Raw genomic sequence first — 9,506 nt, 5'->3', positions numbered from 1 at the left:
TAAACCGGTATGCTTAAGGACAAGAAGAGACGATCGTATTGCGAGTGGCTCAAGGCCATTGACACCTTAGTCTCTTCTTCCTGCCCTTAAGTATACACTATTATCCCTATCTCCTTTATATGACAATTGTTACATTGCTTCATCACTCAAGTTATAGTTCGAGTGAGGACAGAAGTCCGAATCGAGAACCGCTTCGAAAGAACTTCTCGACTCTCCCGAGTACTCGGGATCGCTCGAAGAATAATGCGCTTTTGTTTAAGTCCAGATTAATTTTAATTCACCGTGTAATCAAAATCCCTCTAGCTCCCTTTTTTAAAGGGAGAACTTATATTTCGCTTTAATACCCATAACTCGTCCCTCCTTTATCAAAGCCTGTCCGCCGAAGGAGGAGAGGCTAGGTGGATTTGAATACATCCGTCTGTAATTTTATGTTCTGGATATTGTGTTTTGTTTGCGATTTGTCCAATGTAATTTGTGTTTTTCTCTGTGGTAAAACAAAAAACCTGCAAGGTGCAGGAATATGATTCTATAGTATTAAGCGTATCTATAACAACACACCTCTTAATCTCCTCTCAAGAGGAGACTTTTTGGATCATTAAAAAAACCTGCGGATGCAGGAGTTATCAATGTGTATCGACGAGTCAAAGTGTGGGATTCTATCGCCTGCCGGCTCCAGAATGACAAGCACGTGAGTGCTGCGCACAGTCCTTTTTCGCATAAAGCTTCGAAGGGCACTCTTTCGCAACCTGTTTGCATGAGTGCTGCGCACTGCGAATCCGCCAGTGGGCGGAGAAAGAGTGGGCCATCCTGGACTCGAACCAGGGACATCGACCTTATAAGGATCGCGCTCTAACCAGCTGAGCTAATGGCCCAAGACAACAAAAAACTGATAACTAATAACTTAAAACAGAAAGGTGTCGGTTTTAGTTATTTTTGAGGCAAACACAAAACAATAATATTCTACTCAAGAAATACTATTTGGTCAAGATTGGAAATTTATTCCCATCTTGTTTTCGTTCTGCTCCTTCACTTTTGCCGGTTTTATCACATCAAAAGCGAAAGCGATGGAAAGGATAATATGCCCGATGGAAGTGAAAACATCGGGGAATTCCGTCCAGTTCCGGCCATACATGATAGGCAGGTGGACGAAAAGGAAAGCGATAAAAACAAGATATCCGAAGACATGTTTTTTTCCGCAATATATATAGCCCATGCCCCAGAAAAAGAAGTTCAGGAGCGAAGCGGTGAAAGGATTCTTGTTCTGCATATATTGAATAAATTGATTGTTGAGCTGATCTGTTGTCACGTTCCCTATTTGAAGTTGCCTTTTCAGCGATAAAGCGAAATAATTTTTAATTTCAAATTTTGAATTTTAATTGAATGATCAAATGATTCAATTTTAAAACTGAATTAAAATTTCACAAACCATCGTTCCTGTGTATCACTTGTCGCAAACAACGAACCATTTGCCTCCCATCGGATCGAGATAGCCCCAGACTGCGAACAAGAAATCCACGATAAGCCAGGCAAGGAACACAATGACGAATCCCACGAGGACCCATTTCAGCCTGTTCTTTGCATCCTTCCTTTTTTGCGGATCGCCGGCCGAGGTTATGAAAAGATATCCCACAATGATCAGAGCTAAAACTGAAATTATGCCGACGAATGACATCAGATAGTTCATCACAAGATTGGCAAGATAGATGATGTGGCAAAGGTCGCAGGGGGCATCTTCTCTGATCGGAGTTTTCGGATCATCCCATTTTCTTCCGCAGGAAACGAGTCCTCCCGTGGTGACGGGATCCTCGGATCCATAGATGACCTGAAGGTTGCTCAATGTATATTCTCCGGATTGCATGGAGAAGATCTTCAGAGATATGTCGCATGTGTTCATGTAGTTCGGAATGCAAGTTGAGAGTATGGCCGACACGGGCGCGCATGGCCCCGGGTCCGTGCAGGTCCCTGTTCCATCGGTGCAGATGTCGAAAGTTCCGGTATCGGAAAGCGGGACCTTGAAACCTGCTAAACTGATCGATTTTGGCACGGTCCGAAGACCGGTCATGTCGGAATAGTTGTAGAGCAGATTGGGCGGATAAGGCCCAGGGCCTAGAAATAAGCTTGGTGCTGCCGGGGTTACTGTGCAAGGCGAACTGCCGCCATGAGTTAATTTCAACACATTGCCGTCATAGGGCACCGCCCAGACATTGTTATCGAAGTCGATAGCAACTCCCACTGTGTCATGTCCTGCGTTATAGAACGAACAATATGGGCCGCTTCCGTCAGATTTGAAAGAATAGATCGTTCCAAGTCCGGGACCATTATCGCTTCCGACCCAAATAGCTCCATTCAGATCTGCGGCTATTCCGCGGCCTCTTGTGGAAACTCCTCCTGCAAGAGCCGGGCTTGCTTTAATTGTTCCCGGGGATCCGCTTCCATATCCATTGATGATGTAGGCTCGGTCAGGAGTACCGCAGCAGCTCGCGACCAAAATGTCCCCATCATTGTTCATGCCAATGCCATATGGACCGGGAATCGCTGTGGATTGCGTTATAAGTCCTGTATTTATATTGACTGCCTGAACACTGCTGGTGCCCCTGTTCGAGACCCAGACATATCCGAACGGATCGGCGATGAGGCCGTAAGGATTACCGCCAACGTTGACAGTCTGATCAATGGCATATAAAGTTTTTGGCGGGTTAGTTGGTTTTAATTTAACAATATTGCCATCCGTATAATTGCCAACCCACACATCGCCATTCGTATCTCCTGTCACGCCTCTCGGGCCGCCGCCGGTTGCATAACTTCCCACGACCTGATAAAGCCGGCAGTCGATTGTTCCCAGAGGTCCGCATTTGAGGCCGGTGCAATCGGTTTTGCATGAATATAAAGTTTCATCCGTGCCGCAACTTCCATCTCCGCAGGTTCCGTTCGCAGTAGCATCCGGACCATTTCCGGTCAGCGGGGACAGTTTTGTGACATCGTTGCTATCCCTGTTCGCGACCCAGGTGTCTCCTCCCGGGATGACGAATGTCCTGGATGGATTTGTCCCGACAGCGTATCTTTGTACCTCGGTGGCAGTTTTCGTATCTATCTGTGCAATTTCATTGCTTCCGCTCATAGGCACCCAGATATATGGTGTGCCGATCTCAAGAGCGGGATCCGTGAGAGCCATGTCCACTTTGATCGAATACACAGTGCCTTTGACCGGGAGGCTTATTTTCGGGCAGCTCGCAATGTTGTCGCAAGTTGTTCCGCCTCCGGGAGGGAATTTGATCTGGAATGACGTTGATCCGGTGGAAAACCTGTTCAGTGGCGGCTGACAGGCGCTTCTTGTCGAAAAAGCGCAGGCAAGATCAGGATGCGAATATATATAGGAGGCCAAAAAAAACAAAGGAATTGCGGCTAGCAATAATATTTTCTTTTTCATGTTGTCGGCTTATTGTTTAACGCTGACCCGGTCGATCTTCCACTTGCCGTCTATTTTCGATAATACAAGTTCGATCGTTTTTTGTTCTTTGAAATATATAAGGTCAAACTCATTTCCTTTGAATTCTTTTCCGGAAGTGTCCACCCAGACCATCGTGTCTCTTTGCACCAGCGCCCCGGCATAATATGACGTTTCAAGTTTAACATCCACAGTCGCCTTTTCTTTGTCATATGAAACGATCTCGGAGCTGAGTGCGGCGCTTCTCTGCGTCTGATATTGGACAGGCTGGTTTTTGATCCCGTTTTTCAGCGATTCAACTTTTGACCGTTCTTTTTCCCTGAGCGGATCGGTCATTTCGCCATAGAGCGATTCTATGTTTGAGAATTTTCCCCAGGAAAAGGAATAATAGATCCACGAAAATTGCTCCGCCTGCTTTTGGAGGTTTTCTTTCTCGATCTTTTCGAGATCCGGTTTCACAACAACGGGATCTTCGATCACAGGAACATCCGGGGGCGTGCTGTCTTTCGGTTTTTCCTTTCTGAAAAAAGTGAAACCGATCAACACAAAAACCAGCATTGCAATAATTGCTATTTTCCTGAGATTTTTTGCGTCCATATGCGGATACTAGATATTACGTAGAGCATTCGATGGAGTACCACTTTCCGCCCACAGGATCGATATATCCTGCCGTTGTGAGTATACTGTCAACAATGGCCCAGGCGATGAAAACGATGACGAATCCCAGCAGCGTATATTTTATCATCGACTTGGCTTTTTCGATCGAAGATGAATTTCCTGCGGCAAATACATATAGGAAACCTCCGATGGCGATCGCAATGACTGCCGCCGCGCCGGACATTTTCACCATGAATTCAATAAGAAGCTGTCCCATCAGGAACAGTGAGCAGAGATTGCATGTCTTGGTCTCGATCCATGCCGTGTCGGGATCGTCGCAGCTTTTTCCGCAGGGAATAAGCCCTCCGGAGCCGGCGATGCTGCAGGTTGAAGGGTCGCAATCGGGATCAAGGCCAAATGGTGGTGGTCCTCCGCATACTGCAATAGCCACACATCCGTCCCCTCCTGCGCAGGTCGGAGGAGGGCCAAAGGCCGCATGGGTGTTTGTGGCATCAAAAAATGAATATGCCAATGAAAGCATTAAAACAATGCATAAAACAAATATGTTTTTCTTTGATATATTCATCATTATTATTATACTATGAATTATTCAGTATTCAATGGAGCTCCGTCATAAACCCTTTACATGTTGAGAATCTTCAGAATGACCTGCAGGAATCCATAGGCAAGAAGGGCAATGGCGACGCCTATGATGGCGCCTGTCAGCATCTTTTTTGATGATGCGATCCTTTCCTCGTTGCCGGCAGAGGTCATATACATCATTCCTGCAATTACGATGAAAAGGAGTGCGATCGATCCGATCAGTCCCAGGACATAGCCGATCAATTTTTGTCCGCCCTGAACTACGTCTGAAACTGTTCCTCTGAGCGGATTGCAATAGAAGCCGGTTTTTGGATCACAAGCGGAAGTGCAGATGCCTCCAACCCAGTTCAGGCCTGCGCAGCATAGGCTTGCGCTGGCAGACGGAGCACCGTCTTCTGTGCAGGGAATGCATGTTCCGGCATTGCAGACTTCGCCGGATGAACAATCGCTATTAATAACACATTCGACGCAGGATCCGCCGTTACAAAAGTTTGATCCTCCACAACTTGTTCCATTGGGACAAGAAGGGTCAGCGCAATCTGCGCCATTCGCGCAATCTTCATCTCCCGGAGTGGCGCAATTTTCCGGACCGGAAGGAACGCAGCCTGGGCAATCTGGATCGGGCGGGTTAGTACATCCGCCGGGACAACTGCCGTCGGCAGGTCCGCAAACTGCGGCTGGTCCGCACGTGCATCCGCAAGACAGCTGCGGACTATCAGTGACGGTTGTACAGCTTGCAAAGGTGTTGTCATATGTCGGATCGTCGCAATTACCGGAACAATTCCAGACATTGGGTCCTCCGCAAGGATCTCCATCAAAGCTTGAGCAGGTTCCTCCAGAGGCAAATGTATTGCAGTCAATTGTGTCACCTGAAGAGCAATTCCATTCTCCGCAGTCGCCATCAGTTGCTATTGTACATCCGGGCGGACAAATGCCATCCAGTGGGGCGAGCAGACAAGCGCTGCATCCGCTGGTGTCAAAAGTACAGGTTCCCGTGCAAGCCAGAACTCCTCCTCCGGGAAAGCCCTGCGTGATACATGTTTCACCGGCGAGATCGCCCCCGTCGCAAGCTTCCGTAGCCTCTTTTACGCCGTCATTATCGCATATTGGCGCAACGCACTGTCCGTTGGCATCGCAGGTTCCCCCGACTGGAGGATTGCAGGCGGCGCCTTCAATTTTATCGTCACAAACTGAAGCAACTCCCGCATCGCATGCGGTATCGAATGAATTATCGCTGGCATTGCAGTTTCCTGTTACATTGCTGAGCTTTATGGACGATCCATCAGCGCAAACTGTCGATTCTTTTTTGCCTGAGCATTCTATACACTTTCCCTGGCTCAAGTCCCATTTCCCGTTTTTTGTGCTTGAAGCAAGGCATATGAAAATCGGAACTTGCTGAGATTTTCCCATTGTAACGACGCAATTTGCGCCATTAGCTCCGACGAGGCCGCCACAATTGCTTTCCTTGCATTTCATGTTGGCGTCATTGCACGAGGCATTATAAATGGTAATAGGGTTGCAGAGCCTGAGGCCTGTTCCGGCGATCGAGCAGGCGCCGTCATCCGAAGGTCCCGGGTCGGCATGACTTGCATCGCTATAAAAACATCCGGAATTTCCTCCGCAGTTCAGTATGCCGGCAGCATCCCACCAGGCAACGTCATTGCAAGAAGTCCTGCAGGTGGCGGCTTGCGATGCCGGAACATTTTGCGAGAATAAATAAAGTGAAAATATTACGGATATCGCTACGAATAAAACATTTTTTATTTTCATATTTTTGTCTATTTTGTTATATATTTGTCTCTGTCTCGTATAATATTATTATAATACATTTCGAAAATAATAAAAAGAGATTGACAGTTTGATCCTGTTCCGCATGGCCTTCGGCATGAGCATATAGCGCGGTTACGGCTGATCAAGTTTAGGCCGGTATCTGGTCGCATAAATAAAAAAAATAGCCTAGTGAGAGACTCCTTTCCTGTTTTTGGGAGTTATCACAGAAGCTATTGTGTTCATGACATATTCGATCTTAAATCCTGCGAAAACTATGACCGTGTAAGCAGAAACCGTTAAAATCCAAACACTGAATTCATATTCGCTTATCTTTGCCATGACTGTGGGGATCGTTAAGCCCACAAAGACTATTATTGACATTTGCAGCAAGAGTTTCTTTATTTTGATGTCGCTGGCCATATTATTCCTCCTGATTAATTTATAATCCAAGTGGCATCAAATGTCAACCGATGCAAGCGATATGTTTTCAACATTTCTCAGGAAAGCAGACAGGTGTCAGGCAGACAACTCTCCTGGCTATGAATTCAATATTCCCTGTATGATATCCAGAATGCCGTATGCAAGAAGGGCGATGACCAGTCCAAGCGCTGCGGAAGAAAACGCTTCTTTGGCGGAAGTGGCTTTCTGTTCGTTTCCGGCGGAGGTCGTATATTTCATCCCCGCAATGACAATAAATATGAGGCAGACAATGCCTATTATGGAGAACAGATATTTGATGATGATCAATATGGCGTCTCTCAGGCTCGGGGTTGTTGTGGGATTGCAATATATTCCAAGTGCGGTTCCGCAGGTCGCTGCGGCCTCGGCAAGCTGGGTTTGAAAAAAGATAGAGATCGCCAGAGATAACATGAAAAGAATCGAATTTCTTTTTGCGGGAAATGTTTGTTTCATTGTTAATGTTGAATAATTAAAACATTTGAACACTAAAACTTATTCTCAAAAATTATTTTCAACCCAAAACCAGTCCACTCCTGGCGGAGAAATTATATATTGGAAATAGCTTTAGCGCAGCGATGAAGGTGATCTGGCAATGGAATAATAGAACAATGTTTATTCTATTTCATCATTTCTTCGAATTCTTCTTTTTCGATGGTTTCAACTTCGATCAATCGGTTGGCGATCTTGTCCAATTTTACTTTGTTCTCCTCGAGAACCTTTTTTGCCGTTTTCAGAGCGTTTTCGATGAAAAGTGCAACTTCATGGTCGATCTCGGCAGCTTTCTCCTCGCTGTAGTTCCTCTGATCGTGTATCTCACGGCCGAGGAAAACCATGTCGCTTTGCTGTCCGAATGCGATGGGGCCGAGTTTGTCGCTCATGCCATATTTTGTCACGAGCTCGCGCGCAAGAGTGCTTGCTTTCATCAGGTCGTTCGAAGCGCCGGTCGTGATATCCTTGAATGTTATTTTTTCAGCTGCGAATCCTCCGAGAAGCATTGCAAGATTATCGACAAATTCGGATTTGGCGTGAAGATGCTTGTCTTCCGTCGGAAGGTTCAATGTATATCCCGCGGCTCTTCCTCTTGAGATTATGGAGATCTTGTGGATCGGATCGGTGTTCGGCAGTATGTGCCCGATCAGGGCATGTCCCGCTTCGTGATAGGCTGCGATCTTCTTTTCCCTGTCGAGAAGGATATTGCTTTTTCTTTCCGGGCCAAGAATGACCTTTTCGATCGATTCCAGGACTTCCGTGTTTTCGATCACTTTTTTGTTCCTTCTTGCGGCCAGGATGGCGGCTTCATTCAGGAGATTGAAAAGTTCCGCTCCCGAAAAGCCGGGTGTTCTCTGTGCTATTTTCTGGAGATCAACGTCTTTTGAAAGAGGTTTTCCGACAGAGTGGACCTTGAGTATTTCTATCCTGTCTTTGATGTCGGGAAGATCAAGGACGACGCGCCTGTCGAATCTTCCGGGCCTGAGGAGTGCCGGGTCGAGGACGTCCGGCCTGTTGGTTGCGGCCATGACGATCACGTTTGTGCCGGTGTCGAAACCGTCCATTTCGACTAGGATCTGGTTCAGAGTCTGTTCTCTTTCATCGTGTCCCCCGCCGAGCCCCGCTCCGCGGTGGCGGCCAACTGCGTCTATTTCATCTATAAAAAGGATGCTCGGAGCATTTTTCTTTGCGGTCTTGAAAAGGTCGCGCACTCTTGAAGCGCCGACTCCGACGAACATTTCAACGAATTCAGAGCCTGAAATATTGAAAAAAGGCACTTCCGCTTCTCCTGCGACCGCTTTTGCCAGCAGCGTCTTTCCTGTTCCGGGAGCTCCGAGAAGGAGCACGCCCCTCGGGATCCTCGCGCCGAGGTCAAGGAATTTTTTCGGATTTTTGAGGAATTCTACGATCTCAAGAAGCTCTTCTTTCGCCTCTTTCACGCCAGCTACGTCTTTGAATGTGGTTCTTTTCTTCTTTTCTCCGGGCTTCTGGAACCGGGCGGTCGATCTTCCGAACGACATCGCCTGCACATTGGATTTTTGCGCTTGTCCCAGCATAAACCAAAGCAGCGCTCCGATAATGATTATGGGAAGAAGCGATGGGATCAGAGCTTTCGCCCAAAATTCGGTTCCTGACTCGCCCTTTGTGGATATGCCCGCTTTTTGCGCTTTCTCTTTTGTTACTCCATAGAAAGAAAGCTGTTCTTCGAGTGACGAATTGGCGTCCTTCAACGCTGTTTCTTTGGAGTTGTCGGTCAGAACGATCTCAAGATTATTCTCTTTTATGACAATGCTCTTGACTTTGTCATCATTTATCTGTGAAGCCAGTTCGGGAACGGAAACTTCCCTGGGTTTTTTCTCGGAAATGTCAGTCAGCGCGAAGATGCTGGTGAACATAATAAAGATCAGGATTATGGTGAGAAGATTTTTTGTGAAACTGCTGCTTTCGTTGAAAGGATTCTTCGGTGTTTTACTGTTTTTCATGTATATGTCAGATGATAAAAATTAGTTGTTGAATTATATCATGCAAAAAACGTTTTGCATAGACAGTAATACAAACGGTATGGAAATATATTTCCGCGGGCTATACGGCAATGATAGCAGATTTTCAGATAATAATAAATGTTTCTGATGCAATTCTCCCT

Annotated in this window: 8 protein-coding genes and 1 tRNA gene; all 9 read right to left on the bottom strand. The window is 46.6% G+C overall.

Annotation, left to right across the window (positions count from 1 at the left end; all coding sequences use genetic code 11):
- Positions 1-798 precede the first annotated feature (798 nt).
- The 9 genes from WC788_05665 to ftsH all read right to left on the bottom strand — a co-directional run bounded on the left by WC788_05665 (position 799) and on the right by ftsH (position 9,345).
- Positions 799-872 (bottom strand) — tRNA-Ile (locus tag WC788_05665).
- 110 nt (positions 873-982) lie between these two features.
- Positions 983-1,267: a hypothetical protein gene (locus WC788_05660; protein MFA6097087.1), complete on the bottom strand. Its 285-nt coding sequence runs from the start codon at positions 1,265-1,267 to the stop codon at positions 983-985.
- A gap of 174 nt (positions 1,268-1,441) precedes the next feature.
- On the bottom strand, positions 1,442-3,427 hold the full coding sequence (locus WC788_05655) for a hypothetical protein (protein ID MFA6097086.1): 1,986 nt from the start codon (positions 3,425-3,427) through the stop codon (positions 1,442-1,444).
- Between the two features lie 9 nt (positions 3,428-3,436).
- Positions 3,437-4,042, bottom strand: a complete 606-nt coding sequence (locus WC788_05650; protein MFA6097085.1) for a hypothetical protein — start codon at positions 4,040-4,042, stop codon at positions 3,437-3,439.
- Positions 4,043-4,058: 16 nt separating this feature from the next.
- Positions 4,059-4,631, bottom strand: coding sequence for a hypothetical protein (locus WC788_05645; GenBank protein ID MFA6097084.1), 573 nt, complete (start codon positions 4,629-4,631; stop codon positions 4,059-4,061).
- A 53-nt stretch (positions 4,632-4,684) separates the two neighbouring features.
- Entirely contained in the window at positions 4,685-6,415 is a 1,731-nt protein-coding gene (locus WC788_05640) for a pilin (protein MFA6097083.1), read from the bottom strand.
- Positions 6,416-6,601: 186 nt separating this feature from the next.
- A complete protein-coding gene (locus WC788_05635; GenBank protein ID MFA6097082.1) occupies positions 6,602-6,835 on the bottom strand; it encodes a hypothetical protein in 234 nt (77 codons plus the stop codon).
- Between the two features lie 117 nt (positions 6,836-6,952).
- Positions 6,953-7,327 (bottom strand): pilin, encoded by a 375-nt coding sequence (locus WC788_05630; GenBank protein MFA6097081.1) that lies wholly within the window; start codon positions 7,325-7,327, stop codon positions 6,953-6,955.
- Between the two features lie 164 nt (positions 7,328-7,491).
- Positions 7,492-9,345, bottom strand: coding sequence for an ATP-dependent zinc metalloprotease FtsH (gene ftsH, locus WC788_05625; GenBank protein MFA6097080.1), 1,854 nt, complete (start codon positions 9,343-9,345; stop codon positions 7,492-7,494).
- Positions 9,346-9,506 lie beyond the last annotated feature (161 nt).

The sequence above is a fragment of the Candidatus Paceibacterota bacterium genome (assembly GCA_041661265.1).
Taxonomy (GTDB): domain Bacteria; phylum Patescibacteriota; class Minisyncoccia; order JAHIHE01; family JAGLIN01; genus JBAZUT01.
This window is presented reverse-complemented; position numbering and strand designations above follow the sequence as displayed.

Bases quoted from the DNA above. Each gene is read 5' to 3' on its own strand.
- WC788_05660 (MFA6097087.1), bottom strand. From the start codon at position 1,267: ATGCAGAACAAGAATCCTTTCACCGCTTCGCTCCTGAACTTCTTTTTC.
- WC788_05655 (MFA6097086.1), bottom strand. From the start codon at position 3,427: ATGAAAAAGAAAATATTATTGCTAGCCGCAATTCCTTTGTTTTTTTTG.
- WC788_05650 (MFA6097085.1), bottom strand. From the start codon at position 4,042: ATGGACGCAAAAAATCTCAGGAAAATAGCAATTATTGCAATGCTGGTT.
- WC788_05645 (MFA6097084.1), bottom strand. From the start codon at position 4,631: ATGATGAATATATCAAAGAAAAACATATTTGTTTTATGCATTGTTTTA.
- WC788_05640 (MFA6097083.1), bottom strand. From the start codon at position 6,415: ATGAAAATAAAAAATGTTTTATTCGTAGCGATATCCGTAATATTTTCA.
- WC788_05635 (MFA6097082.1), bottom strand. From the start codon at position 6,835: ATGGCCAGCGACATCAAAATAAAGAAACTCTTGCTGCAAATGTCAATA.
- WC788_05630 (MFA6097081.1), bottom strand. From the start codon at position 7,327: ATGAAACAAACATTTCCCGCAAAAAGAAATTCGATTCTTTTCATGTTA.
- ftsH (MFA6097080.1), bottom strand. From the start codon at position 9,345: ATGAAAAACAGTAAAACACCGAAGAATCCTTTCAACGAAAGCAGCAGT.